Here is a 26,081-nt window from a genome sequence, read left to right on the forward strand (position 1 = left end):
GCGACAACTATTGAATGATCGATAGGCTTCAATGACAGACGTACGGTTATAGTTGGTTCGATTAGATTCTAATATCAGCAAATCAAGCATAAAGGTACACATCGTATGTTAAGCGAGATGAATGATTTAATAGAATTAAAGTGAATTGACTACACTGACAATAAAAATTGAAAAGGAAGATAGTATGACAACTTTAAGTCCAAAAGATGTGGTCATCGTAGACGGTGTACGTTCAGCGATGGGCAAAACCAAAAACGGTATGTTCCGTCATGTACGTGCAGACAATCTATCAGCTGAGCTAGTACGTGCGTTGATTGAGCGTAATGACTTTGATACCAATGATATCGAAGATATTATCTGGGGCTGTGTCAACCAGACACTAGAGCAGGGCATGAACATCGGCCGTAACATCGGTCTACTGGCTGGTATTCCAAAGACAGCTGGCGGTCAAACGGTTAACCGTCTGTGCGGCTCGTCTATGCAAGCGCTACATACTGCCGCTGCGCAAATCATGACCAATCAAGGCGATACTTTCATCATCGGTGGTGTTGAGCATATGGGTCACGTTGGGATGATGCATGGCATCGATCTAAACCCAGCGGCTTCTAAGCACTATGCCAAAGCCTCAAACATGATGGGCTTGACGGCTGAGATGCTTGGTCGTATGAATAACATCAGCCGCGAAGAGCAAGACGCCTTTGGTCTTGAATCACATCGCCGCGCATGGGCTGCGACTACCGAAGGCCGTTTTGACAATGAGATCGTCGGTATCGAAGGGCATGATGAAGCTGGACGCTTGCAGTTATGTACCGTCGATGAAGTGATTCGTCCAGATGCCACCTTGGAGCAAATGCAAAAGCTACGTCCAGCCTTTGATCCAAAAGGCGGTACGGTGACAGCGGCGACGTCCTCTGCACTCTCTGATGGTGCGGCGGCAATGTTGGTCATGAGCGCTCAAAAAGCCAAAGATCTTGGTCTCAAGCCACGTGCTCGTATCCGTAGCATGGCAGTCGCTGGTTGTGATGCCGCTATCATGGGTTACGGTCCTGTCCCTGCCACGCAAAAAGCACTGAAACGTGCTGGCATGAGCATCGATGATATGCAGACTATCGAGCTCAACGAAGCGTTTGCAGCACAAGGCTTATCAGTACTAAAAGCGCTGAACTTGACGGATAAGCAAGACATCATCAATATCAATGGTGGCGCGATTGCTCTTGGTCATCCACTCGGCTGTTCAGGTGCGCGTATCACGGTTACTTTGCTAAACGCAATGGAGCAGATGGATACTGAAATTGGCCTTGCGACTATGTGTATTGGTCTTGGTCAAGGTATCTCTACTATCATTGAGCGTGTGTAAGTTTTTAGAGTTACAATGCAATTTGCAGTGATTTGGTAAAAGATAAATAGTTGTATTAGTAAAAGCTCTCAGTTATTGGCTGGGGGCTTTTTTATTGTGCACAGCAGAGTGTGTTATTGATGACACAGTGTTCATAAGTTGTTACTGCAGAGGATGTTCATTGACGGACTGAACAAAATATGACTAAATAAGAGCGTATCTTATAACTATAAATAACCCCGTTATTTGGTCTGCAGCCAGTTGCTGCAAGCGTACAAGGAGTGTATGTACTATGTCATCTACTATAATTACCGACCGCACCTATCGTATTGCCCGTGAAAACACGCAAGCCATGCTGATCGATGTCCAAGAGCGTTTGGCGCCACACATCTATGACAATGAGAACATCGTCAAAAAGATCATTACTTTGGTTAAGGGACTGCAAGCGCTTGATATTCCAATCATGCTCAATGAGCAATATAAAAAAGGTCTAGGCGATACTTTACCCGAAATTCTTGAAGTCTTAGAAGGTGATAATGCCAAAAGCTTTGAAAAAGTAACTTTTAGCGCCTGTGATAATGATGATTCATGGAATTATCTTGCGCAGCAAAACCGTAGTATTGTCTTATTGTTCGGAACCGAAGCTCATGTTTGTGTGATGCAAACAGCGCTTGATCTACTCGATAACGGTATGCAGCCAGTCATCATTGCTGATGCGGTTGGCTCAAGGTTCCCTTATGATAAAAAGCAAGCCATTCGCCGTATCCGCCGTGCGGGCGCGGTTATAACGACGGTTGAATCAATCTTGTTTGAATTATGCCGTAGCAGTAAAGACCCTGCATTTAAGACCATTAGTAATTTGATTAAATAGATAGAAAATTAACGGTTTTACATGCTTTTAGGAAAATAGAGCTCAATGCTCACCTTTAGTACCATGACATAACTTAAATACCCATCAGAGCAAGGCAGAATGAATGAATAGGACCAAGCGCTACGGTTCAAAGAGTCTTCTAGCTGTTGTATTGTCAGTCATGCTCATACAACCTACCGTTGCTGCGAGTCCTATTAGTAGTGGTAACAAGCTGGCGCTGGATGCCAAAAAACAAATCGGTGTCACTGTCAGCTACGATCCTGCGTATCGTAAGTTGGCGTTTCCTCGCGGAGATGTGCCAATAGAGACTGGCGTCTGCACTGACGTGATAGTGCGTGCGTATCGCTTGCAAAACATCGATTTGCAGCAGCTGGTCAACCATGATATGAAGACGAACTGGTCAGCGTATCCAAAGCATTGGGGACTAAAATCAACCGATAGAAACATCGATCATCGCCGTGTACCCAACCTTGAAGTCTACTTTGAGCGTCACGGCCAGTCGTTATCTATTACCGATAAAGACAGTTTTAAAGCTGGTGATATTGTAACTTGGCGGCTGCCAAATGGTAACTTACCCCATATCGGTATCGTCTCTGATAATAAGGCCGCGGATGGCACGCCGCTCATTATTCATAATATTGGCCGTGGTACGCAAGAAGAAAATATTCTGTTTGCTTATCCTATCACCAAGCATCTTCGCTATTAGTTTTTCATTTTCGCTATCAGTTCTCACAGTCTGGTCACAAAAATGCCAATAGTATGGCTCATATTATTGGCATTTTTTACTGCTTAGGTTTTTATCTTTTTAAGCTTATACCAAATCCAAAAATTAGAGTAATGCGGAAAACTTGCGCAAGTACTACACTTAGTAGGCTTAGCAATTTTGACAAAGTTAATCGTATTTTTTGGATCTGGTATTACTCAGTTTCTTCGATACTGATATTATTAGCTAAGCCAAGCAATTGCCCCATTTGTACAGCAGTATTAGCCATTATATTATCTTGCCAGTCAGCTTTGGCGGCTTTCGGTAATACGACAATCGCAGTTGAGCCCAGATAAAAGCGGCCAAGCTCATCGCCTTTTTCAAGCTTCATGTCGTGATCCGCTTCTTGAATATCGTTGGTGCGCGCAATTTTGCCTGTGGCTACGGTTTCGATACCGGCGACAATCATCGCCCCGACCAATACAACAGCAGCTTTACCGTATTCGGTATCAAACAGACAAACCAAACGCTCGTTGCGCGCAAACAAATCAGGAACATTGGCGGCAGTGGTGGTATTGACTGAAAACAGGGTGCCTGGTACATAACGGGTCTTGATCAAAGTTCCCGCGAACGGCATGTGTACACGGTGATAGTTGCTAGGGGCGAGATAGACGGTGGCAAAGCTGCCATCAGCGAAATAGTTGCCATCTTCGTTATTAGCAAGTAGCTGCCCAATGTCGTAATGTCTGCCCTTAGCTTGTAGTAGCTTGTGGTCTTGTATCTGCCCTAACTGAGAGATCAACCCATCAGCAGGGCTGACGATGCCCTGTGCGGTGGTATCGATAGCACGGGCATCGTCTTTGAGCTCACGAGTAAAAAAATCATTAAAGCTTTCATAAGCATTCAGGCTCTGACGCTCATAATCTTCTAAGCTGATATCATAGGCCTTGGCAAAGCTGCGGATAAAAGCACGCTTCACCATTGGATGACGGCTAGCGGCTAGACGTCCAGCAGCTTTACTGATTTTTTGTTGTGGCACAAACTGTTGAATGGTAGTAAATAAATTCATGATAGGTGACCAAAATAGTTATTAAAATAAGAAAGTAGCACTAGAGAATCATTAATCTTGATATTTTATCATGGTCAGCAGCTGACTGTATGACCATAATCGTTAAAGGAGCTAATCAATGAAAGCACTTATCCAGCGGGTCAATCGTGCTAGCGTCTCTGTTGATGGAAGCTGTATTGGCTCAATTGAGCAGGGTATACTGGCATATATTGGCTTGGGACATGATGATACCTTCCAAAATGCGCAGCGGATGATCGATAAAATCCTCACCTATCGTATTTTTGAGAATGAAAGCGACCCAGCTAAGTATGGCAAGCTAGATCTAAACGTGCAGCAAGTTGCTGGCAGGTTATTGTTGGTGCCGCAGTTTACCTTGATGGCAAAGACAGACAAAGGCCGTCGCCCTGACTTTGGCCCAGCAATGGCACCTGATGCTGCCCAAGCTTTGTTTGAGCAGCTAGTTGCTTATGCCAAGACTCAGTATCCAAAGATCGCAGCTGGTCAGTTTGGTGCCAATATGCAGGTCGAAAGCATCAATGATGGTCCGCTAAACTTTTTATTAGAGGTGGTGTGAATCGCTATGGTTTAAATCGCTAAAAGTGGTTTAAAACTTAATTGTCATCAAACTGTCATAATTAATGCGTTTAATAGACGCACATTGACGAGTATTTATCGTCTTTTTTTGCACCTTAAATTCTCGCACCCTATAATCCTTACCAACGCTTTATAATAAGGTTGTCGTATGTATAATGAGCAGATTTTGATTGTCGAAGATGAGCCTGCGATTCGTGAGATGGTTGTAATGACATTAGAGATGGCTGGATTCGATAGCTTGCAGGCAGCTGACGTATCAGAGGCGCACCAGCAAGTGGTTGATCACCGTCCTGCGCTCATCTTATTAGATTGGATGCTACCAGGAGACAAAAGCGGTATTGATTTTTGTCGAATGCTCAAAAATGATGAATTGCTCGCTGAGATACCTGTCATTATGCTGACGGCCAAAAGTGAAGAAGATAGTAAGGTTCATGGTCTTGATGCTGGTGCTGATGATTATATGACCAAGCCCTTCTCAACGCGTGAGCTGATTTCGAGAATCAAGGCAGTATTGCGTCGCAGTAGTGCGCTCAGCGCTGACAAGTCCATCGAAGTAGGTAAGCTGAGCCTAGATCCCAAAAGCCAACGCGTCACCGCTGCTGGGAAAACCATTGAGATTGGCCCGACAGAGTATCGTCTATTGGCATTTTTTATGAGTCATCCAGAGCGTGCCTATACGCGAACGCAGCTATTAGATCAGGTTTGGGGCGGTAACGTCTATATCGAAGATCGGACCATTGATGTACACATCAGGCGCTTACGTAAATTATTAAAGCCCCACGACTGCGACACTTTGATCCAAACCGTTCGCGGTACGGGCTATCGCTTTTCTAGTCTGGTTGAAAACATATAGTCGGAGCACTTTTAAACCGCTACGGTGTTACCCGGCCTAGATGTACTTAGTGTACTATCTGCGGTCGGTCACCTTGTAGCGATTTTAAAACTCCTTGACTATATAAAGCAGTTTCCAAAAGTAGTAGGTCAATTGCAGTGGCTAGTAGTGAGGATGATAGATGACTATGGAAAATGAACAAAAGGTTATGCAGCAAGATCAAGTCGCTCAGCAAGACGTGATGGGTCAGCTTAAAAAGATCAGAAGTTCACTACGGGCATTGCAAGATGCGGTGATATTACTAAATGACGATGATAGTTTGGAATGGTGGAATCAGGCTGCTGAGGACTTATTGTTGTTACAGTCAAACGATAAGGGCAAGAGTATTTTTGACTTTATTACTGTTCCTGAATTTCGTCAGTACTATCAGAGCATGACGACACCCAACGATGGTGTCCATATGACATCATGGCGAGATCCTAAGCGTTATCTTAAATGTGAGCTCACACCTTTTGGTGACGAAAAGCTATTGATTATCTATGATGTGACGCGCTTGCATCATTTAGAGGAAATGCGTCGTGACTTTGTGGCAAACGTCTCGCATGAACTGCGCACACCATTGACAGTAATGATGGGCTATCTTGAGAACTTCTCTGATCAGCCAGATATGCCGCCGCATTGGCAGCGCGGTTTTGATCTGATGACCCAGCAGACAGCGCGTATGAATAGGATTGTCAACGACTTATTGCTGCTGTCTCGAATCGAAATCGAAGAGACCCATGAGCTGCACTATATTGATATGACCAAAATGCTCACTCATATTTATGATGATGCGCAGGCTTATAATAGCGAGTATGGGCATAGTATTCACTTGCAGATAGATACTTATGATGGGTTGTACGGCTCGGAGATGTACCTAAATAGCGCCTTATCCAACTTGGTCATCAATGCAATTAAATACACGCCAAAAGGTGGCAACATAACCATCAGTTGGGCAAAAACCTCAGAAGGCTGCCAGTTTGCTGTTGAAGATGATGGCATCGGTATCGAGCCGCAGCATATCGCTCGTTTGACCGAGCGCTTTTATCGTATCGATAAAGGTCGCAGTCGCGCCACGGGCGGTACAGGATTGGGTCTAGCCATTGTGAAGCACGTCTTATATCAATATGATGCAAACTTGCAAATTGAGTCGACAGAAGGCAAAGGCTCGACTTTTAGTGCCGTATTTCCAGCCAATCATGTGCGTTCCGCTCCCACGGTCTAATCCTTTTGCAAAAGCGGATACGGGTTGACGGCGCTGCCATTAATATAAATACCGTAATGCACATGTGGCGGTGTGCCTTTGGCGTTGCCGCTGTCACCGACATAGCCTATGACATCGCCAGCATCCACCCAATCGTTTGGACTAATATCCGCATAATCTTCTAGATGTGCATAATAATGTCCCGCACCGCCAGGCCCAACGACCACCACCACGCGCCCACCCAAAGTATTCTCCCCAACTTTGCTGACGATGCCTTGTGTCGTTGACTGTATCGGTGTGCCTCGCGGGGCAAATATATCGATGCCTTCATGAGAGCGCCCTTGGCTACGCGCTGCGCCCCAAGTGTCAGTTAGGTGCTGTTCTGGTAGCGGGCTGGGCAGGCTGTTTTCTGTTGGCAACTCTTGTTGTAATAAACTGAGTTGTTGCCACTTAGCAACGACAAACGACTGGGTTTGCTGGCTGATGCTTGGTAGCAATTTGTCGAATACAAATAGTAGCGCTAGTAACACAGCAGCCTTCATTAGCACGCTTAATACACGGCGTAAAAAAGTTGGCTTTGGTTGCTGTTCTTTTTGAGTCACTGGCATCGACATCTCTTATATTTATTTTATTGTTTACACTGATATTATAGAAGTCTTGGGCGCTAGGTTTGTATAGCATTGTTATATGTGGTTGTTATATTTGGCTTTTAGCCCCATAAATGAACAGGCAGTAGAGATAACTTCATCGAATACAACACTCGTTTTAAATGGTGAAAACTGGCTGTCATTTGTATCCAACTTGCTATGGTTAACTCTATGACTGACGCTTTCAAAACTGTTAACGCTGTTGATACGGCGCTTATTATCGATACCGAAACCGATCAAGGCCGCGATCCGAGACCTATCCAAGTTGCTACCATTAATGTGGCGACTGGTTTTGAGTGGATGAAGTACTTTAATAGTGGCCGATCTATTTCACCAGTCGTGATTAGGGTTCATGGCATTACCGATGATGATGTCGCTGGACTTGAGCGCTTTGATTTGGAAGCGTTTGAATTGCCAACGTACTTGATTGGTCATAACGTCCGCTTTGACTGGCGAGTGATTGGTAGTCCGTCTGCTAAGCTTATCTGTACCGTGCGGCTGGCACGAGTGGCCTTTCCAGAATGGAGTGCCTATGGTCAGTCCAAATGTATCGAGCAGTTATTAGGTAAGGGCGAAGCAAGCAGGATGACGGTTGCGGCTCATGACGCGCTGGGCGATGCACGTATGTGCTACTTGCTCTATCAGGCTTGCTGTGAGCGCTTAGAGATTGCGCCAACAGACTTTTCTGCTGCTCATGCTATCTCTAATAAAGCCAATCCTATGAGCAAGATGCCGTTTGGAAAGCATAAAGGCAAGCTCATTAAAGACGTGCCAATCAGCTATGTAAAGTGGATGCTGGGTAACATCCATAACCTGACGCCTGCATTACATTCTGCTTTGAACAAGCGTATCAAAGCAGAAGCAGCAGCTAGCAACGCAAAAGAATAAATGCTAAATACTATGTAAAGTTACTTGGCATTATATACCTGACTTTCAACTTATTATGGACTATCGTAGGCTGTGGCTTTAGCCCAGCATTTTGCTTTTGCAAAGATTTAAGCTGGGCTAAAGCCGCAGCCTACGCCAATATATTTAGTTAGTTGAGAATGGGGTAATAGATATGTTAAATAAATCAAAGAGAGCCTTGAGACTATTGCTGCTTATTTAGCCAATCCACCGCCATTTGCCAAAGCTGTGGTGCTTTTGCATTGGTTCTACTACTAAAATAACGCATGTGTCCGATGCTATTCAGCCCAAAGTCTTTTGGCTCAAAAAAGCGTTTTTCGACAGGCATTTTGGTAAACACGCGAATCATGTCATCCATATTTTTACTATTGGCGATATCATCATCGCTAAAGCCGAGCCATAAAGCGGGCATGCTAGTCTCATCGTAGAAATGCGTGTGTACGCTTTTGCCAAAGGCAGTCTTGATATAGCCTGCGCCATTGCACCACTCTCGCCACTGCCTAGCCACGCCGCGCGGTAAAGGCTCTCCCATGCCGATTTTATCTGAAGCGGTATACCCGAGGGTTAGGTTGCTCATAGGGATAAAGACATCCATAAAACCCATTGCTTTTGCTTTATATGGCATGTTCATGTTTTTGATACGGCCTGATGAGCAGGCAACGTTGAATACAGAAGCGATCGCATCGTAATTTGGCATGAGACCAATCAGCTGACCGCCAGCGCTGTGACCAATTAAGTGATAACTGGCGTCAGCAAACTCATCTTGTAAGGCATCAACGACGGCTGGCATATCATGACGTCCCCAACTTATCAGGGTAGCGTCACATTTAGCCAAATCAGTGCTGAGTGATTCACCGATACCTTCATTATCAAAGGTAATGACCCCAAAGCCTTGCTGGGCTAAAAAGTTAGCAAAATTGTGATAAAACTGACGTTTGATACCGGTGGCTGGAGCGATCATGACTGCTGTTTTTACCTCCTCTTTAGGGCGATAAACAGTCGCCGCTAGCGGATGGTTTCTATCGGTCATGATGGTCAAAGAATAACGCTCAATTGAAGGGGTTTCTGTTGAATGACTCTCGATATCGGTGTTGAGAGTGGCCGCAACTGTATTACTCATGGCATTGTCTTTTTGGTTTGAAGAGGACGGTATTTGATGGTTATGCATTGATATATCCTAACAGTCTTGGTGGTTTGTTCATTTTTAAGAGGGTTGATGAGCAGCCGTTTATGGGCGTTAACTTACTTTCGGGAGTTTACAAAAAACGTATTAAATGCGTAGTGATAAACCGTTGTTAGCGTGTGATAGCATGGCTTATGTTAGTATAGGTGCTGGCAAGAAAAGTATTTTATTTATGAGCGACTTTCAGACTCTTTACGGTCTGTTTTGATTCAGCTTGTCTCGTTAATCTGGTGCGTCATTAGTATAACGTTGATAACGTCGTTAAAAAACGGATAAAAAGATATGACGAGTATAAAAACAGTTGGTTAAAACACTATAGATATTTATTAAAATAAATAACGAATAACAATCTCGCAAAAATGACACTTTACAAAATTTAAGGAAACCATATGCAAATGAATATTAACAATACAAATTATGAAGTATTAACCAGTCAGGATATTACGCATATTGAAAGAGCAGTGGATAAGGCAACCCTCACTATGCCACTGGTCGCTGTTTATTGTGGCTCACGTTCAGGCAATGATGAAGTATATGAAAAAGCCGCCCGTGACTTGGGTCAAGCATTGGCTGAAAACGGCTTGGGCTTAGTATATGGTGGCGCAAGTATCGGCCTTATGGGGGCAGTGGCAGATGAAGTAGTCAATGCTGGCGCCGAAGCAGTGGGCGTGATTCCAACCTTTATGCTTAAGCACGAAATCGCTCACGAAAAGCTGACACGTTTGCATTTGACTGACACCATGCATACGCGCAAGACGGTAATGGCAGAATATGCTGACGCTTTTGTCACCTTACCGGGTGGCCTTGGCACGCTAGAAGAGATTATGGAAATCGCCACTTGGCGTCAGCTGTATCAACACGAAAAACCCATGATTATTCTAAATATTAACGGCTTTTACGATAAGCTGATTGAGCATTTAGAATATACGACTGAGCAAGGCTTTATGAAGCAGCAGGATCTTGATCGTTTGGTGGTCTGCAACACCATCGATGAAGCCATTGATTTACTACACATGATAGTCAAGATTGATGATGAAGTAGACACAGAAAAAATGGTAGGAAAGTAATACCAAACCCAAAAAGTACCAAATCCAAAAAGTGCGATTAACTTTGTCAAACTTGCTAAGCTTACTAGGTATAGTACCTGCGCAAGTCTTCCGCGTTACTCTAATTTTTGGAAATAGTATAATAGTCGTTTATGAACGACACTTTCAAAACATTAAAAACGGGAGTGAATGACCAGTGTTAGGTCATTGCTCCCGTTTTTTTGTGCTCATGATTTGTGTTAATTATGAAAGCTAAAGACACATGCTATGGTCGATCCACTATAAGAAATAAATTTATACCAGCAGCAGGCTATTATAGTTGTAACTCTTACAAACTAAGATAGCGCTTGAACTGATGCTGAGCTATTTATCGTCACTTGCTCAACGCTATTATTAACCTTGGCCATCGCAACTGGGAATCCACGTGCTGCAGCTAAGGTATGCGCCAGCTTATCGACAGTCACGCTACTATTATGAGCAAGATACTGCCATCGATGAGAATAACGATCATGATTGGCTGGCAAGTCGTGGTCTAGTAGACCAATCTCCATGAGTTGATCGACGATTTCATCAGCCGCTATCAAGGTTGATGACGCTTTGACGTTTTCAGCGCGTGCATAGCGTATATTAGGGTATAGGCTCACATCTGCTACTCGCAGCGTATCATCCGTACCAGGAATTTGCTGACCGCCGTACAGGGCATTGCCAACGCTGCGTGCGCTATTGAAGGTCGGGACAAACTCAGCGATGTAATCAATGGATTGCTGGCTGCGAGCCTGTAGCGGAGTTTTGTCCCAGCCATCTTCGATATAGCGCACGTACTGATTGGGTAGTTTGGGTTGGGCGCTGTATTTGTTAGAAGCCACCAAACCATCAGCGAACAAGGTAATGGCTTTACTCATACCATGAATCTGAAAATAACCACCTGGATAAGGGGTCAACTGTGCCATACCATTTGGCGTCCCACGTTGACCATAGACAATAATCTCAGGTATCTGTCCGCCAGCATCACCCCAATGGGTAATATAGGAAGATTTAAACTCTACCATGCGTTTGACGTCGACACCGACCATATCGTCGATCACGCCAGTACGGAAACCGCAAGCATTGATCAGATAATCAACTTCAATAGATTCAGCATCTTCTTTTGCATGGCTGTTATCACTGTTATTTAGTTGATAGTCGATACGCCATCTAGTCACATGATGGTCAGCATTTGAGCAGTTGTCACAGTCAACAGCTACCACTTGCTGCACTTGGGTATCGGTAAAGATATGTGCATTATCATATTCTTCTAGCGCCAACTGCGCGGAAGCGGCTAGGCGAAAGATGTTCCAGCCATATTCTTGTACCACAATTAGTGGAAACTTCACTTTGTTGAGATCCAAGTATTTGGCAACCGGTATCATCCATTCATCGACACTGCTAGGAGTAGCGACTTGCTCACGTTCAGAGAGCTCAAGTAATTGTTTATGACTATAGAGCTGATAATAACTCTCAGGCTTACCCAAGACTTCATTGCTTGGATCTTTTGCGATCAATTCGCGATAGGCGTCTGTTAAGATATCAAGGCGCGGTAGCAAGTCTTCTGGCAACCCCTCATCGCGAGTCGGCACGGCAAATACAGTCGGACGTACGTCAACGGTATAGGGGTACAGACGCAATATATCGATGCATTGCTTGAGTAATGCGACGCAGTCTTCATCAGAAATCTCACGGTAAAGGTTGCCGCCCGCATGCAGATGACACATCGGAGGGCCATCAATCAGAGAGCTTTTCTTTTCGAACACGTAGGTTTCAAGACCCAGTGCTGCAAGACGAATGGCTATTGTTGCGCCTGCTGTACCACCGCCCAAAATACCAACACGTTTTGCTGATTGATTATTGTTTGAGATATCAGCTACTGTACTAACCGCTGTCTCATCTTTGCTTAATTGAGATTTTTTATTAACCGATTGGATCATTGTCGTTGTTATATCCTTGATAGCCTCAGCGTAGAGTCATGCCTTGCCTATTGATTGAATGTCTTATTATAAATTGCTTATTAATCGTATTGTGGCTACTGATATGCGTGCAGATAGCGTCAAGTTCAATGCCTATATTCCGTCGTCATAGTCATACTCACAAACGCTTATTTATATTGACTGAATACTGGATTTATTCTACGAGATTTGATCAGTAGTAGGAGGGTAAATACGTAAGTGCTTACATGAGTTTTGTCAGTAAATCGCTAAGGGAAGAGCATATCAATATAAATTTTTGGAGGGGGCAGTCAATCTTGGTGAGAGAGTGAATATAATACTTATTGATGAAGACAGAATCAGCGACTTTGACTTGCGGCCAGTTGATGAGCGTTACTTGAGTAAACTTGAAGCTTACGGTCGGATGACGAGTGATACTGACGTTTAAACGATAACTTACGCTACATTTACTTGCACCAACCGCTAAAAACCGTTAAAATCGCTCTTTAATTTTCCCGCTGGGGAAGGCTAAGCGAGCAGATGTATGGTGTTGGATGCTGGAATAAGCCAGTGATGCAATTGCCAGACTTGTAGATGTCCTTAGTGCCTCAGTTACGTATGCAGTAGTTGATCATATAGACCGTGCATACATCGGACATAGAGAGCATATTATGCGTAAAGATATTCACCCTGATTACCAAGAAGTTTTATTCCACGACACCAACGCTGACGTGTTTTTCTTAACGCGTTCAACGGCTAAGACAAAAGCAACTCGTGAGTATGAAGGTAAAGAATACCCATACTACCCACTTGATATTTCAAGTGCTTCGCATCCATTCTACACAGGCGAGCAGCGTAAAACGTCTACTGAAGGCCGTGTTGCTAGCTTTAACAAGCGCTTTGGTGCCTTTGGTGGCCGTGCGAAAAAGTCTGCTGAATAATATTTACTTAACGCCCGAGCTTATTTTGCTCAAGCGTTGGTATACAAGCAGTTGCAGTACTATAAAAAAACCGCTGATGATTCAGCGGTTTTTTTGCTTTAATTTTTAGCAGATTCTTTAGAACCTCTGTCCTCAACGTTTGGTTGGCTTACAACCATCCATGCTCAGTGAGAATTGTCTTTTTAGCATCTAGCCTTTAGTAATTGTGAAATCAGCTCTGATAATTGCTGCGCCCAAAAACGATAGGTTAAACTGCTAGGATGGAAGCCATCGCTAGCAAACATGGCTTTTGCCTCAATCGGTACACCATCAGAGTGCTCTTGCGCCAGTCGTTCAAAATCGGCTGGCATATAGTGTACGTCATTATGGGCCGCGCATACTTGCTGTAGTATTTGATCAAGTCTGTCTGATTTGGCACCGACAAAACCATTTAATGGTTTAGGCAATGCGGGCATCTGCGCCATTGGCGGAAGACTGGAAAAAATCAGCTCGCGCACACCAAATTTGCGCTTGGCAATGGCAATGATCTGTTCGAGCTGCTGTTGCCATTTGGCTTCTGAGACATTTGCTGTAGTGTCATTAGCGCCAACGCTCAGTACCATCACATCGACTGGCTGGCTAGGAGTGGTGAGGATATAAAGCCTGCGTAGGATATCAAAGCTAGTGTGTCCAGTCGTCGCCTGCAGTGTCCATACCAGCTCATCAAAGTGAGCAGTGATAAAAGGCTGCTGCTGCAAAGCAGGTATCAGCCTGCCAGCCAACGCTTCTTGTTGCGTCAAAGTGCCGACGCCTGCCGCAGCAGAGTCGCCAACGATCATTAGGCTGAGCGTTTGCTTTGTCGCATCTGAATGTACAGCGACTGATTTTGCAGAGCTGTCGCCCTTATCCTGATCAGATGTTAGCTTAATATGCCCTGAGCGCTCGCCATCTGGCTCTGGAAGGCGGACAGTGTCGCGTTTCACTTTGTGACCTTGATACAGATAGAGCGGTGCTAGCAACACATCCTTCGCAGCGGCTTTTATTTTGGAATTGTTTACCATCCTGTGCGCTTCCGTATAGTGGTGAGGGTGTCTTCTATCAATAGGGTGCCGTCGACATAAACGTCATGTAATAGGTTGTCTTGTTTGCCTGACAGCTCATCTTCTTTGATAGTTTGTAGCTGACCATTGCTGTCTTTAATAAGCGCCAAGCGGCCTTTTTTTGAGCGCTTCGACTGACTGGTGATGGGGTCTTTATAAATATCTTTCCAAGTGCCAGCGATACAGATAGCACTGGCTTTCATCGCCCAGCTCATGGTATCTCGGTTGACTTGTTGTAGTAGACCACCGCCCATACCAAAGGTGACGTTGTCGGCGCTAAAGCCAGCCGCCATAACTGCATCGAGTATCTTGCCAAGGCTTTGCGGGTTGATCCCATCGCCTTGAATCAAGCGCACATAATCAGGCAATACCTTGTAGCCTTTGCTGTTGGTGGTTGAGCCAAACTTCACTGCCAGTCTTGTAAGTGCTTCGCATACGACCTTGGCAGGATCACCACTGTCAGGGCGTATCACTAATGTACCGCCCATATTTTCGACGTTGTCTTTGAGCGTGTCGCCCCAGATATTATCAATGGCATTCCATAAGTCATAGCTGTCCGACACCACAGCGACTAGATTGCCTTCACCGCCGAACTGCTCAAGCATGTTGGCATAAGCCTGTGTTTCGCGCTCACGGCCCCATGCGGTCATGGTGCTGTGCTCCGCTGCAGGGATAGAGAATGCTGGCATGTCTTTGTCCATGCCATACCAGCGGCTGGCAGCGACCAACGCTGTCATGCTATCAGTGCCGGAGAAGTTGACTAAATTCGCCAAGCTGCCTAGCGCAATGGTTTCCATGCTTGAGCCACCACGGGCGCCAAAATCATGGAGCTTAAATGGTAATCCATCGGTATTATCGGCAGATTTTTCTAACGCTGATTTGATCACGTTTTTGCAAAAATAAGACAAGCTTGCGACGGTAGAGGGATACCAAATAGCACGCAGGAGAGCGGTTTCGAGGTAACTCGGCAGCCAATAAAACTCAGGGTCGGTATTAACAATCTGGCAGACAACGTTGGACACTGGCACGATACTGCCCTCAGGCACGGCCTGAATACGAATCGGTAGTCGGCCGTCGTGCTTTTCGACCAAACGCTCCCAGCCGCTACGATTAAACGGCAGGCCATGGGCAGTAATGACCATTTCGGCTTCATCGATATCAGCCGTGGTAATCGGTGCTTGCAGATACTCCTTGATAAAAGCCTGCAAGCCAAAGAACACCACGTCGTGATCACCTTTACGGGCTTCGACGTAGCTAGACATATACTGGCTATCAGGTGGATATTGTAGCCAGTGTGAGGTTTTATAGCTGTCTGAATTTAAAATAAGGTTGTTAAAGTTACTGCTATACATCGCATAAACCCTCTTCTTTGAATGATAATAACCTACAACCCAACCATTTTGATAATAATCGCATAATGATCTTCAAACATCATCTTGGCGTCAAGCTCGGCCAGCGGCAACCAAAATGCCTTCAATGCATCATCACCACCATGTACCTCTGGTAAGCCTTTTGGGTCATTTTTTAAATGAAAAAAATACGTTTGGGTAATGGTACGACCACGAGCCGAGCGGTATGGATCATCAAAGGTATGTTGACTATGGCGAGAACGACGTAACGCCAATTCGGAAACTTGCAAATGAGTCTCTTCACGAAGCTCTCGAATACAGGCATCAAACAAGTTTTCTTTTTGGTCAACGAACCCACCAGGTAATGCCCAAAGCCCACGCCCTGGTAGATTACGCCGCTCTACGAGCAGTATATGTCCCGACTGTACAACCACTGCATCGGTGGTCATAAATATCGGTGGATAAGGTGCAGACTCCCACTGTTTTTTGTAGTCATGAATAAAGCATGCTTCTTCATGCAGTCGCTGATATTCAGGTGTTTTTTTGAAGTCGCTCAATACTTGATGAGTGGATTCAGGGGTATATAGCCAAGGTGACACACCCATGAGGTAGCCCTCACGAATAGGCGTTGACGATAGGTTTTTATAATTGGGTACCGACAGGGATTTCCAGTTTGGAAATAGTGACAGGTAGTACGATGAGTTGTCTTTGGAGTGTCCGATTAAGCCAATATCAGCATTTAGATCACCGGTGACTGATTTCACACCTGCTTGGACGTATTGTAGCCAACGCGTGTCGTTGTATAGGGCATCGTCCAGCCCAACGCAATGAATACGTGCAGCTTCATCAGCTGAAAAAGCGCCTTTAATCATCTCACTTCGTTCTGCCACGCTAAATGGATTGCGCAAGCTGCGTGGCAAGTTGGCTGAACCAATGAGCATAATGACTTCATCAGCACACTCTAGAGCTTGCTCAATCACGGCCTTATGTCCAAAGTGAAACGGCTGAAAACGGCCGATAAACACCAAATAGCGATATTGCTTAGTACTCTGTTGGTTTTTTTTGTTTGTAATTTGTGCAGTTAACTCACTCATAAACGCAAACTCCTTGCGACATCATTACCAATTTTTATTCTTAAAGATTCAATGATGCCAATACTGACACAGCTGTTTGGTCACTGACAAGTCTAAATATCACTAGTGATACATAATGGTACGAATACCATGGCACTGCTGATTTTTGCATGTACCACACGCCCTGGTAAGCATCATCTATAGCTGTGCACGAACGGCAGCAACCGTTGTAGGATTGAGCATTTTTTCAAGGTTTATCCAAATGGGATGATAGCCAAACCCACCAGCAGTCATTTCGCGCTTAGCCTCTTCAATCGACCAGTCATGTTCAATGATTCGATACATAGCGACGATTAGCCCCGTTCGATCAGCGCCATGATAACAATGTACCAACACCCGTTTATTCTGCGCTTGTAATGCTTTTATTTGAGTGAGTATCTGCGCCACCTCTTGTGGGGTCACATACCATGACTTGAGAGGCTGATTGTATAAGTCTACAGATGCATGACTTACGATATCATTTAATAGCTCATCGTTATCATTTCGACCGAAAAAACGCAGGTTAATAATAGCATCGATGTCATTGTCGATAAGTAATGGGGTGTCAGTGGTGCTCAACTGCTCACTTCGAAATAATGAGCCATCAACCTGATATAAGTTAGAGGCGTCATCGATTAAGGTTGCCCGACTGGGTAAAGGCGCACTATTGTTGTCATATGAGGTACAAGATGTCGCTTGGCAGCCTACTAGCAGACTTATCAAGCCTATAGCGAAAGCTGATCTATAGTGCGGCTGCCAATGCCGGCTAAAAAGGTTGGCAGTAAGTGATTTGCTAGGTAGCTGATCCATGGCAGACCTTAATAATTTAAAACTTACAAAATAATCTTTTTTATAAGTTTGACGGTATTTATATAATGACCGCTGCCTGATCCTCATTTTGTATGTTTTTCGATCCAAGCGGCGACGGTTGGCCAGACCTCTTTTGCAGCATTGCGGCTGATCATGATGCGGCTGTGGCTATAGTCCTCCAAATCACCGTTGCTGATTGAGTATTCACGAAACACGCTAGCAGGGTTATCAAAGTCGTCAAAAAACAGCTGACAACCAGGGGTTGGAGAGATAAGGTTATCACCTTTGGCACTGATGGCGTAGATAGGCGTGGTAATCAAGGGCATATGCTGTCGATAGTCAAAGCTTTCGTCATGATTGAACTCTTCATCAATACTAATGATGTTACTTTTGAAATTATCACTTTGTTTGATAAAACTGCTTTGAAAGTTCTTTTGGAGGTTCCAGTCATACCACTGGTTCATTGTATAGTAGCTTTCATTGACGGGGCCAAGTTTAAGCCTTTTTGCAGGGATGTACCCAAATACTCGCGTAAATACTTTGGCTGCGAGAATCTTTACGTAATTTTGGCGACTCACTACCGCGCCATAGGCTTGGCAGGCAAACATAGTGCTACTATTAACCTTGTCGATATAGCGTGGGTTTTGAACTAAGAACATGGTCAAGCCAACGCCGCCACCGCTATGGGTAACACAGTGCAAGTTATCCAGTTTCAACTCATCAAATAAATAACAGAATGTGGCTGCAAAGTCATAAGTAGCGATGGTTTCGAAGTTAAACTCATTTTTTGGTAATGGGCTATGGCCATGACCACGCCACTCCATGATATAGCAGGCATGCCCAAGCTTGGCCAAATATTCTGCGATTCTAAGACAGGTATGTTTGTCAGAAAACGTTCCGTGCGTCAGTAGTATATTCTGCCCGTTAGCAGTAGGGTGGCCAGCGGTATCACGGCTATTATGATTACTATTATCATTATTAAAAACGCTACTATCAAAAACCTTCCAGACAGCTACTTGCTCGCCATCTTTAGTGGTTACTAGCTTTAGACTTTCTGTAATCATAAAGATGGTCTCATTCAAACTATGAGCAGCATACTGACACTGCTTGACGATGTTAGTGTTAATTGTAGAGCAAAAGTATAGACTACACTGGCGCTAAACTCACGCCATATCCAGTTGGTATAATTCACGAGTCTAGCAGTAGCTTTGAGCAAAATTACCAGCACAAAAAAACTGCCAGTAATGATGCAATCACTGGCAGTTATGTTTTCTTTTAAGTAGAGGCTTTGCTAAAACTTAACCCTCTTTACTAAACTCTTCAAATGATGCCACTGCTTCTGCTGCATACATCATTGAAGGGCCACCGCCCATCACCACACAGACACCTAAGGTCTCAGCCACTTCTTGCTCAGTAGCACCAAGTTTGACCAATGCCTTGGTATGAAAGCCGATACAAGCATCACAGCGTGCGCCAACAGCAAGTGCTAGGGCGATTAGCTCTTTGGTTTTTTCGTCCAATACACCCTCTGCCGTTCCCGCTTTACTGAGCTGTGAGAATGCTTTGGTGGTATCAGGGATATTCTTGTGCAGCTTCATCATATTGCTTGAGACGTGTTTGGTGATGTCATTAAAAGATTTACTCATAAAAAACTCCTCAGGGAAACAAAGTTAAAAGTGATTTAATAATGCAGATTATAATATATAAAAATGTATATTAAGTCAAGTTAATTGAGCGAGATAGCCCCTTTGAGTGCTCAAATCTCAGTGTCATTGGGTATGTTTTTTTGCTAAGATTTATTCCTTAAGTAAATAGAAATGATAAAAATGAGTATTATAAAAGAGCAATGAAAATACAGCTATCCAGACAAGGTTAAGAAAAATAAATAACAACCATGAGTAGCAGTCACAGTTAAATCACAGTAGCGCAGTCGGAATTAACGTACAATTACGTTATAATGGGTGTCATCACTTGATAGCCAACACCATCAGACCTATATAACTATAATCTTGCATGAATAATAACTTTCATACATCTCTCATTGACGACACGGTAGCTATGCCAGACATAGTATTCAGTGTCATAACGCATAGGAAATATTATGAGTGAACTTAACCAAGCTGACACCCAATTAGATCAGTCCGCTGATTATGAATCAGCGTTAGATACTGAGCAGACTGAAGTAAAAAGTAATATTACCATTACTGAGTCAGCTCAATCTTACCTAGCCGACTTGTTGTCCAAGCAAGGCACTGATGGTATTGGTGTCCGTATTTTCGTCGAACATCCTGGTACGCCGCGTGCTGAATGCTGCATGGCTTACAATCAGCCAGGTGAAGAGGACAGTGCTGACTTAAAATTCAGCTATGATGACTTTGATGCTTTTATTGAAGCATCCTCAGTTCCTTATCTAGAAGATGCAGTCATCGACTACAACAAAGATCGTTTTGGTGGGCAGCTGACCTTTCGTGCGCCGAACTCCAAAGTACCAAAAGTAGGGGAGGACGCCAGTCTCGAAGAGCGTATCAACTACGTATTGCAGTCTGAGATTAACCCAAGCCTAGCTGCTCATGGCGGTATGGTCGATTTACTTGAGCTGATTGAAGAAGAAGGTGTGGGCATAACCGCAGTATTGAAGTTTGGTGGTGGTTGCCAAGGCTGTTCAGCAGTAGAGATGACCTTGCGTCAAGGCGTGGAAGTACAGCTTAAGCAGCAGATACCAGAGCTGACGCAAGTGATTGATGATACTGACCATACTTACGCTGAAAATGCGTATTATAAGTAAGGTTTAAATACCAACAACAGCCGCTAAAAATCTGGTTACTTTTATTGCTTATGAATAATAGTCATTAGCTGATGAAAAAATTGATGTTTTATTCATATATAAGCTGGGTTATGATTAACCCAGCTTTTTTATGGCCAATGCTTTATTGGCGAATCAACGTATCGATAATACCAAACTTATATTAAGGAGCACTTCATGAGTAATGAGCAAGCAGAGCGCACACCGCATTTAGAGACCCTAGCCATTCACGCTGGCTACACCGTAGAGCCTACTACCAAAGCTGTGGCAGTGCCTATTTACCATACCAGTTCATATGCATTTGATGATACTCAGCATGGTGCAGACTTATTTGATCTAAAAGTCGCAGGCAACATTTATACCCGTATTATGAACCCAACCAATGCGGTACTTGAAGAACGAGTAGCGGCGCTCGAAGGCGGTATCGGCGGTCTAGCAGTCGCTTCTGGTATGGCGGCCATTACTTATGCGGTGCAGACTATCTGTGAAGCAGGCGATAACATCGTGGCAGTATCGACGCTGTATGGTGGTACTTATAACTTATTTGCTCATACCTTGCCGCGTCAAGGTCTTGAAGTGCGCTTCTTCGATCATAACAACCCTGAATCTATTCGCGACTTAATCGATGATAAGACCAAAATGGTCTTTGCTGAAAGCATCGGTAACCCTCTAGGCAATATCGTTGACATCCAAGCCCTTAGTGACATCGCTCATGAGTATGGGGTCCCTGTTGTCATTGATAATACGGTGGCGACGCCTGCACTTTGCCGTCCGTTCGAGTTTGGGGCAGATATCGTGGTGCATTCATTGACCAAATACATGAGCGGTACGGGTACGTCTATCGGCGGGGCAATTATCGATAGCGGTAAGTTTGCTTGGGGCGATTATCCTGAACGTTTTCCACTCTTGAATGAGCCAGATGTGAGCTATCATGGCGTAAACTTCGTCAAAGACGTCGGTGCTGCGGCCTTTATCGCCCGTGCTCGTGTTGCGCCATTACGTAATACGGGAGCTGCTTTAAGCCCGCTGAATGCCTTTAGTATCCTCCAAGGAATAGAGACACTAAGCTTACGTATGGAGCGCCATGTGCAAAACGCGCAAGCGGTAGCTGAATATCTGAAGAGTCACGATAAAGTCGCTTGGATTAAGTATGCAGGCTTAGAAGATCATCCAGACCATGCGTTGGCGCAGAAATACATGAAAGGTACGCCATCTGCTATTTTGACCTTCGGTGTCAAAGGCGGCCGTGAAGCGGGTGCACGTTTTATCGATGCGCTACAGCTCATCACCCGTTTGGTCAATATTGGCGATGCAAAGTCTCTAGCCAGCCATCCTGCGACCACTACTCACCGTCAGTTAAATGAAGAAGAGCTTGCGCAAGCCGGCGTCAGTGAAGATATGGTGCGCTTGTCGATTGGTATCGAGCATATTGACGATATCAAAGCAGATTTGGCGCAGGCGTTGGCTTCAGCTTAAGCTTAAAAAGCTGTTGGTTTAACGAAACGATTGACTCAATCATTAGCAAACGAAAAGCCCATATCATTTGATATGGGCTTTTTTATGTTCAATTTAGCTGTCTAGTCCATCTTTAAAAGACATCAATCTATGGCTAGCAGGCATTCAATTATGTCTATGCAGTTAACACGCGGCGGGCGATATCTCTGTAGTCCTTTGACGCTAGGCGTGGGCCAAACTGCTGCACCACTTGCGAAGCAATCTCCCCAGCGAGGCGTCCACATTCTGGTAAAGTATATTGCTGTGATAGGGCGTACAAAAACGCGCCCGCATAGTTGTCACCAGCACCATTAGTATCAATAACATTCGCTACGGCGGGTGTTGGCACTTGGTAAATAGCAATTTCTGCAGCATCATCTGGCTTATGAGCGATAACCGTATCATTGGCACTGTCGGTAACGACCGCAATTCGGCAGTGGTCAAGCAAGGCACGAGCAGCAGCCTTAATTTGTTTTTTATCCGTAAATAGACGAGCCTCTTCGACATTACAGAATATCACTTCGACTTTATTGCCTAACATATTGAGTAAACCGTCTTTTGCAAACCTGACGACCGCTGGATCTGCAAAACCAACCACGATTTTGGCGCCATGAATACCCGCCTGTTGTCGCAGCTGAGTCATGGCTGGTTGAATACCTTCAGACATTGCTAGGTAGCCTTCTAAGTACAGCCAGTCTGCATGCATCAGCGCGTCAAAGTCGACATTTTCAGCCGTGATGTCACTTGAGGTGCCAAGGTAGGTCTGCATAGTGCGTTCGCCATCTTCAGTCACGGCCACCACGCATGAGCCAGTTACGCCGCCTTTATGGATAGACTTCTCAGAGGTTGCAACGCCTGCTTCATTGAGGTCTTTTAGATAAAAGGCTCCCTGCTGATCATCACCGACGCGGCAGGCATAAAATGGCTTGCCACCTAAGCTTGCAAAGGTATACATGGTATTAGCAGCTGAGCCGCCACCCGCTTGTTTTGATGGTGGGATTTCGGCGAGTTGGAAGTACGCCAGTAGTTGTTGCTGCTCTTCAAATGCGGCTAGATTCATATTGCCTTTGGTCAGCTCGGTTTCTTCCAAGGCGGCATCGCTCAGCACATATTCGTGGTCGACCAACGCATTACCTATTGCCATCACATCGTACATAGTTTATCTCTCCAGTTTTAATTATTAAAATAAATAGCGGTCAAATTTTATACAGCCTTTAGGCTTGCAGCTCAAGTAAGCGTTGATATAACGCGTTTTTTTTCACGCCAGTAATATCCGCTGCTAAAGAGGCCGCTTTTTTGACAGACATATCTTCTAATAGGCGCTGCAATAGCTTATCGTGAAGCCTGATATCATCATCGTCTTGCGCGGCGCTCACACCTGCAACTACCACTACCATCTCACCACGCTGCTGGTTATCGTCAGCTTTGACGAATTCTATAAGCTCTCCAAGAGTGGTTTTGTGTACCGTTTCAAAGGTTTTGGTCAGCTCACGACAATAAGCCACACTGCGATCAGCACCAAAGACTTCAGCCATGTCAGTCAAGCTGGCTAGGATGCGATGCGGTGCCTCATAAAATATCAAGGTCTCGGTGCGTGACTTTAATGCCGCCAACTGTTTTTGACGACCATGAGTCTTTGCAGGCAAAAAACCAATGAAGCTAAAACGATCCGAGGGCAGTCCAGCGACAGACAGCGCCGCGATGGCAGCTGAGGCACCGACGATAGGTGATACGCTCACACCCGCTGCATGCGCTGCTTGCACCAACTGATAGCCAGGATCACTGACCAGAGGCGTGCCCGCATCACTGATGAGCGCAACTGAATGCCCTTGCTGAATCATCTCAATGATTTTGGGTGTCTGAATGGCGCTGTTGTGTTCATGATATGCCCACAGTTTATTGTGGCCACGGGATTTATTGTCTGTTGTAGCGTCGATGTTTTTAATTTGGTTGGTGGTTTGATCGACCGCTTTATTGACAGGGTTTTCGTCGTCTTTGTTGCTACTACCTTTAGTGTCAATACCAAAATGCGCCAATAATTTACCTGAGGTACGTGTGTCCTCACAAGCAATGATAGCAACCTGTTTGAGGATATCAATCGCACGCGGGGTCATGTCGTTCAAATTACCAATCGGAGTAGCAACGATATACAGACAAGCCGGCATCGTGGTGGGGGTAGACATGAAAACCTCTTAGCGTTATTAATTAGGCGTTATTAAATCATCAAAGTGTTTAGAGATTAAAATGCTAAACACTTAAAAAGTTAGGGCGTATTTGCGAATGTTCAATACGCTCTAGTTTAGCATGTTGTGCTATGATAATTCTGAAATGTTAACTAGGTAAAGCCCACTGCCATGACCAATCATAGTCATAAACATCATCCTTTGGTTATGTCGTCTCCTAAGCAGCGCCAAGGCAGTTATTTTGAGCAACAAGCCAGTCAGTTTTTGCAAGGCCATGGTTTGATATTTATTGCCAAAAACTGGCAGCAGCCAAAAGTGGGAGAGATCGACTTAGTGATGTTAGAGGTGGGGCAGGCGTGGTCAACTTTGGTGTTTATCGAAGTGCGTCAACGCCGGCGCTCGAGCTTTGGTAATGCCGCGCTGAGTGTCACCAAAGCTAAGCAGCGTAAGATTATCAATACTGCCAAGTATTTTTTGCAGCAGTATCCTGAGTATGCAGATTATGAATGCCGGTTTGATGTCATTGCTTATGATCTTGCTCGTGACAGCTCCTATGCTACTGATAAAGGTAAAAATACTGATAATGAGGACGCGGAGAATAGCAGAAATGATATGGTTGACTCTCATCAACCCGAATGGCTGTCAGGTGCGTTTATAGCAAACGCCTGGTAGCGATGAGATTACAATCATGGCATCCAACAAGTTACCGTTACCAAAAACCTAACCGCTGATGATAAAAATTCAGTAAAGTAGCTGTTTATGACGTTTTTCATCATAATTATTTCAATTTAATCCAATATCCAACGAACGACTGTGCTTGATGAGGTAAAGAATGACAAGGTTGCATGCGCTTACAACAGTTTTGAAAACACCGCGTCGTATCGCGATCGGTGCTATGTTGGTAGCAGGTATGGTGAGTACAGGCTGCACCACCAACTATCTGACCAACAGTACAGAGGGAACGTATGGTGTGCCATTGACGGAACGGACCATTCCGCAGCGTCTGCTGGATCGAAGTATCGAACATACTGCAAAGATTAATATCTACGGTTTACAAGAGAACCTACAAGCCAATAGTCGCCTGGGCATCCATAGTTTTTATAGTGAAGTGTTGCTGACGGGTGAAATCCCAACGCAGGCGCTAAAAGAACAAGCAGAAAAAGTCGTCAGCTCCATGCCAGATGTGCGCCGCGTCTATAATGAGCTGAATGTTGGAGTGGCCAAAGGCTATAGCTCGACCGTGCAGGACGGTTATATTACCTCCAAGCTTTTAGCTAAGTCGATGGCAAATAGTGGTGTCAAAACCTCACAACTAAAAGCAGTGACTGACAATGGCGTGGTATACATCATGGGGCGGATGACACCCACTCAGCAAAGTCATCTGATTGATATAGCCAATAGTACAGCAGGGGTGACGGAGCTGGTATTGCTGACGACCTTGGTGAATCAAATGGGCTTGCCTATCAGCAATGAGGATATCATGTTTGAGAGTAATGTCACTGAGCCTGCTAGCACACAAGCGCCTTTGGCTACGCCAGTTGTGAGAAGTGTCGCGCCAACTAACTTAGCAAATAGTAATTTAACAAACAATGACGCGCCAGCAAGCACTAACCAAAGTCCAGAAGCTGTCAGCCCACTGCCTAATTCAGGACCCAATCAAGGAGTAAACCAAGAATCTCCAAGCCCTTATATTGACTTGTATGAGGATCAATAAAGTCACTTGGTTTGTCTAAGGATGGTTTTGCATACTCTTCTTACGCCATTCACAAGAATCCTAAATAGTCATAACACGAACAGCACTGGATGCTACAAGCGCTTTAGTATGATAATAATAGCTATAGAAGACATAGAATAATAAAACAGTCCAAAAGTAGTTAGCATACTGGCAGCTTTAGGCTATACATGAATAAGGACAATGG

Annotated in this window: 25 protein-coding genes; 13 read left to right on the top strand and 12 right to left on the bottom strand. The window is 44.7% G+C overall.

What is annotated here, in order from left to right:
* Positions 1 to 184: 184 nt before the first annotated feature.
* The 3 genes from fadA (at position 185) to JMY01_RS00690 (ending at position 2,913) form a co-directional block, all read left to right on the top strand.
* Positions 185 to 1,357 (top strand): acetyl-CoA C-acyltransferase FadA, encoded by a 1,173-nt coding sequence (gene fadA / locus JMY01_RS00680; protein WP_201573500.1) that lies wholly within the window; start codon positions 185 to 187, stop codon positions 1,355 to 1,357.
* Between the two features lie 271 nt (positions 1,358 to 1,628).
* Positions 1,629 to 2,207: an isochorismatase family protein gene (locus JMY01_RS00685; protein WP_201573502.1), complete on the top strand. Its 579-nt coding sequence runs from the start codon at positions 1,629 to 1,631 to the stop codon at positions 2,205 to 2,207.
* Positions 2,208 to 2,310: 103 nt separating this feature from the next.
* A complete protein-coding gene (locus tag JMY01_RS00690; protein ID WP_201573504.1) occupies positions 2,311 to 2,913 on the top strand; it encodes a DUF1287 domain-containing protein in 603 nt (200 codons plus the stop codon).
* 211 nt (positions 2,914 to 3,124) lie between these two features.
* Here JMY01_RS00690 and asd read toward each other — a convergent pair whose 3' ends face one another.
* A complete protein-coding gene (asd, locus tag JMY01_RS00695; RefSeq protein ID WP_201573506.1) occupies positions 3,125 to 3,979 on the bottom strand; it encodes an archaetidylserine decarboxylase in 855 nt (284 codons plus the stop codon).
* Positions 3,980 to 4,097: 118 nt separating this feature from the next.
* Here asd and dtd point away from each other — a divergent pair, with 118 nt between their 5' ends.
* From dtd to phoR, 3 genes are all read left to right on the top strand, one after another.
* A complete protein-coding gene (dtd, locus tag JMY01_RS00700) occupies positions 4,098 to 4,553 on the top strand; it encodes a D-aminoacyl-tRNA deacylase (RefSeq protein WP_201573508.1) in 456 nt (151 codons plus the stop codon).
* 168 nt (positions 4,554 to 4,721) lie between these two features.
* Positions 4,722 to 5,426: a phosphate regulon transcriptional regulator PhoB gene (gene phoB, locus JMY01_RS00705; RefSeq protein WP_201573518.1), complete on the top strand. Its 705-nt coding sequence runs from the start codon at positions 4,722 to 4,724 to the stop codon at positions 5,424 to 5,426.
* 160 nt (positions 5,427 to 5,586) lie between these two features.
* Positions 5,587 to 6,669, top strand: a complete 1,083-nt coding sequence (gene phoR, locus JMY01_RS00710; protein WP_201573520.1) for a phosphate regulon sensor histidine kinase PhoR — start codon at positions 5,587 to 5,589, stop codon at positions 6,667 to 6,669.
* Here phoR and JMY01_RS00715 read toward each other — a convergent pair.
* Positions 6,666 to 7,256, bottom strand: a complete 591-nt coding sequence (locus tag JMY01_RS00715) for a M23 family metallopeptidase (RefSeq protein ID WP_227677610.1) — start codon at positions 7,254 to 7,256, stop codon at positions 6,666 to 6,668. The two genes, phoR and JMY01_RS00715, sit on opposite strands and share 4 nt — an antisense overlap.
* 210 nt (positions 7,257 to 7,466) lie before the next feature.
* Here JMY01_RS00715 and JMY01_RS00720 point away from each other — a divergent pair, with 210 nt between their 5' ends.
* Positions 7,467 to 8,183 carry a putative quorum-sensing-regulated virulence factor gene (locus JMY01_RS00720; RefSeq protein ID WP_201573530.1) on the top strand — a complete coding sequence of 239 codons (717 nt, stop codon included), beginning with the start codon at positions 7,467 to 7,469 and terminating at the stop codon, positions 8,181 to 8,183.
* A gap of 202 nt (positions 8,184 to 8,385) precedes the next feature.
* Here JMY01_RS00720 and JMY01_RS00725 read toward each other — a convergent pair whose 3' ends face one another.
* Positions 8,386 to 9,369 carry an alpha/beta fold hydrolase gene (locus tag JMY01_RS00725; RefSeq protein ID WP_265089830.1) on the bottom strand — a complete coding sequence of 328 codons (984 nt, stop codon included), beginning with the start codon at positions 9,367 to 9,369 and terminating at the stop codon, positions 8,386 to 8,388.
* Between the two features lie 404 nt (positions 9,370 to 9,773).
* On the opposite strand from JMY01_RS00725, the gene JMY01_RS00730 reads away from it, so the two are divergent.
* Entirely contained in the window at positions 9,774 to 10,451 is a 678-nt protein-coding gene (locus JMY01_RS00730) for a TIGR00730 family Rossman fold protein (RefSeq protein ID WP_201573532.1), read from the top strand.
* A 314-nt stretch (positions 10,452 to 10,765) separates the two neighbouring features.
* Here the strand turns inward: JMY01_RS00730 and JMY01_RS00735 are convergent, their stop codons facing one another.
* Positions 10,766 to 12,394 carry an FAD-dependent oxidoreductase gene (locus JMY01_RS00735; RefSeq protein WP_201573534.1) on the bottom strand — a complete coding sequence of 543 codons (1,629 nt, stop codon included), beginning with the start codon at positions 12,392 to 12,394 and terminating at the stop codon, positions 10,766 to 10,768.
* 668 nt (positions 12,395 to 13,062) lie between these two features.
* Here JMY01_RS00735 and JMY01_RS00740 point away from each other — a divergent pair.
* Complete coding sequence (locus JMY01_RS00740) at positions 13,063 to 13,332, top strand: type B 50S ribosomal protein L31 (protein WP_201573543.1); 270 nt, start codon at positions 13,063 to 13,065, stop codon at positions 13,330 to 13,332.
* Positions 13,333 to 13,514: 182 nt separating this feature from the next.
* On the opposite strand, the gene JMY01_RS00745 is transcribed toward JMY01_RS00740, so the two are convergent.
* The 6 genes from JMY01_RS00745 to JMY01_RS00770 form a co-directional block, all read right to left on the bottom strand.
* On the bottom strand, positions 13,515 to 14,372 hold the full coding sequence (locus tag JMY01_RS00745) for an SGNH/GDSL hydrolase family protein (protein WP_201573545.1): 858 nt from the start codon (positions 14,370 to 14,372) through the stop codon (positions 13,515 to 13,517).
* Positions 14,366 to 15,763: a nicotinate phosphoribosyltransferase gene (locus JMY01_RS00750; protein ID WP_201573547.1), complete on the bottom strand. Its 1,398-nt coding sequence runs from the start codon at positions 15,761 to 15,763 to the stop codon at positions 14,366 to 14,368. The genes JMY01_RS00745 and JMY01_RS00750 overlap by 7 nt, the downstream gene beginning before the upstream one ends.
* 32 nt (positions 15,764 to 15,795) lie before the next feature.
* Positions 15,796 to 16,854, bottom strand: coding sequence for a bifunctional nicotinamide-nucleotide adenylyltransferase/Nudix hydroxylase (locus tag JMY01_RS00755; RefSeq protein WP_201573549.1), 1,059 nt, complete (start codon positions 16,852 to 16,854; stop codon positions 15,796 to 15,798).
* Positions 16,855 to 17,031: 177 nt separating this feature from the next.
* The gene (locus JMY01_RS00760; RefSeq protein WP_201573559.1) at positions 17,032 to 17,682 is read right to left on the bottom strand and encodes a dual specificity protein phosphatase family protein; all 651 of its coding nucleotides are present in this window, start codon (positions 17,680 to 17,682) and stop codon (positions 17,032 to 17,034) included.
* Positions 17,683 to 17,765: 83 nt separating this feature from the next.
* Positions 17,766 to 18,746, bottom strand: a complete 981-nt coding sequence (locus JMY01_RS00765; protein ID WP_201573561.1) for an alpha/beta fold hydrolase — start codon at positions 18,744 to 18,746, stop codon at positions 17,766 to 17,768.
* Between the two features lie 234 nt (positions 18,747 to 18,980).
* Positions 18,981 to 19,328 (bottom strand): carboxymuconolactone decarboxylase family protein, encoded by a 348-nt coding sequence (locus JMY01_RS00770; protein ID WP_201573563.1) that lies wholly within the window; start codon positions 19,326 to 19,328, stop codon positions 18,981 to 18,983.
* Between the two features lie 455 nt (positions 19,329 to 19,783).
* On the opposite strand from JMY01_RS00770, the gene nfuA reads away from it, so the two are divergent.
* Positions 19,784 to 20,467 (top strand): Fe-S biogenesis protein NfuA, encoded by a 684-nt coding sequence (gene nfuA / locus JMY01_RS00775; RefSeq protein WP_201573570.1) that lies wholly within the window; start codon positions 19,784 to 19,786, stop codon positions 20,465 to 20,467.
* 195 nt (positions 20,468 to 20,662) lie between these two features.
* On the top strand, positions 20,663 to 21,961 hold the full coding sequence (locus JMY01_RS00780; protein ID WP_201573579.1) for an O-acetylhomoserine aminocarboxypropyltransferase/cysteine synthase family protein: 1,299 nt from the start codon (positions 20,663 to 20,665) through the stop codon (positions 21,959 to 21,961).
* A 154-nt stretch (positions 21,962 to 22,115) separates the two neighbouring features.
* Here the strand turns inward: JMY01_RS00780 and JMY01_RS00785 are convergent, their stop codons facing one another.
* Positions 22,116 to 23,135: an adenosine kinase gene (locus JMY01_RS00785; protein WP_201573581.1), complete on the bottom strand. Its 1,020-nt coding sequence runs from the start codon at positions 23,133 to 23,135 to the stop codon at positions 22,116 to 22,118.
* 58 nt (positions 23,136 to 23,193) lie between these two features.
* Positions 23,194 to 24,162, bottom strand: a complete 969-nt coding sequence (gene rsmI, locus JMY01_RS00790) for a 16S rRNA (cytidine(1402)-2'-O)-methyltransferase (protein ID WP_201573583.1) — start codon at positions 24,160 to 24,162, stop codon at positions 23,194 to 23,196.
* 171 nt (positions 24,163 to 24,333) lie between these two features.
* On the opposite strand from rsmI, the gene JMY01_RS00795 reads away from it, so the two are divergent.
* Entirely contained in the window at positions 24,334 to 24,834 is a 501-nt protein-coding gene (locus JMY01_RS00795) for a YraN family protein (RefSeq protein ID WP_201573585.1), read from the top strand.
* Positions 24,835 to 24,994: 160 nt separating this feature from the next.
* On the top strand, positions 24,995 to 25,876 hold the full coding sequence (locus tag JMY01_RS00800) for a BON domain-containing protein (RefSeq protein WP_201573603.1): 882 nt from the start codon (positions 24,995 to 24,997) through the stop codon (positions 25,874 to 25,876).
* Positions 25,877 to 26,081: the final 205 nt, after the last annotated feature.

It is taken from the genome of Psychrobacter sp. H8-1, assembly GCF_904846575.1.
Lineage (GTDB): Bacteria > Pseudomonadota > Gammaproteobacteria > Pseudomonadales > Moraxellaceae > Psychrobacter > Psychrobacter fulvigenes.